The organism is Akkermansia sp. UNK.MGS-1 (assembly GCF_000980515.1).
GTDB classification, from domain to species: domain Bacteria; phylum Verrucomicrobiota; class Verrucomicrobiia; order Verrucomicrobiales; family Akkermansiaceae; genus Akkermansia; species Akkermansia muciniphila.
The window spans coordinates 1-867 of the sequence record NZ_LBCB01000023.1; the positions used below are offsets into that span (position 1 = coordinate 1).

The 867-nt window shown below is 51.7% G+C and carries 3 protein-coding genes; all 3 read left to right on the forward strand.

The genetic code is table 11. From position 1 onward, the window contains the following. On the forward strand, positions 1 to 225 hold a 225-nt coding region (locus WW58_RS09790; protein ID WP_046437294.1), incomplete at its 5' end, for a hypothetical protein. A gap of 1 nt (position 226) precedes the next feature. Then, a complete protein-coding gene (locus WW58_RS09795; protein ID WP_046437296.1) occupies positions 227 to 517 on the forward strand; it encodes a hypothetical protein in 291 nt (96 codons plus the stop codon). Positions 518 to 521: 4 nt separating this feature from the next. After that, positions 522 to 749, forward strand: a complete 228-nt coding sequence (locus tag WW58_RS09800; protein ID WP_022196875.1) for a hypothetical protein — start codon at positions 522 to 524, stop codon at positions 747 to 749. Positions 750 to 867 lie beyond the last annotated feature (118 nt).

An 867-nucleotide genomic window follows, 5' to 3' on the forward strand; every position in this document is an offset into this window, starting at 1 on the left:
CTGGCGGAACCGTGGCAGGCGGTGCAGGTGTGGGCGCGGTTAGGTATTACTATGACGTATGATGTAGCGAATGATCGTAGCGAATACGTTTTTGCCGTGGAACTGACCGTTGAGGCCGTCAATCCGCAGGGCGGGCGCAGGGTGTTCACTTCCCGTGATTACCCGGAGTTCGTCATTACCGATCCCGCCGCCGTGGAGTTTTTCAAGCATTTCACTACTAAATAATATGAGCACGAATAAAGAAAAAGTGAGTTGGCTGACTGGTCTCCTGACCGGTTGGGGTATCAAAGAGAGTTGGGCAAAAGTCATCGCCGGAGCTGTGATTGGGGCCCTGGTTGCTGCGGGGATTCTGACGCAACCCGGCTGCGGTCATTCCGTGGACGTGACGCCGGAAAAGACGGTGGTCTGTAAGGACGGCTCCTGCCTCGTCATTGAGCAGGGGCATATTTCCTATTCCCAGGCCCAGCCTGTTACGGACGTTCCTCCCGTTGTTCAGATCGTACCTTCCAAGAAATAAGACCATGTGCAAACCCCTCAAGGAATATCTGGGAGTGATCCGCGATTATACGCGTGAGATCGTCACTTTCGGCGGTTTTGTGATAGCCGTGTTCATCTACCTGGATTTCCGCGAGGTGGTGAAAGAACAGGCTACCAATGCGGCCCATACGGCGGAGATCCTGCGGACGATGGATACCCGTCTCCAGCATTTGGAGAATTACCACCAGCAACAGCTTAAACAGCGAGATTAATTCCAACTGTAAAGTTTTTCTTACAAGTTCACTTTAGTTAATAATCAATAGTTTACAATATGAATCCTACAGAAAGAAAGATGGCCGCGGCTATCCTCCGGTTTGAAGACAGCCGCGT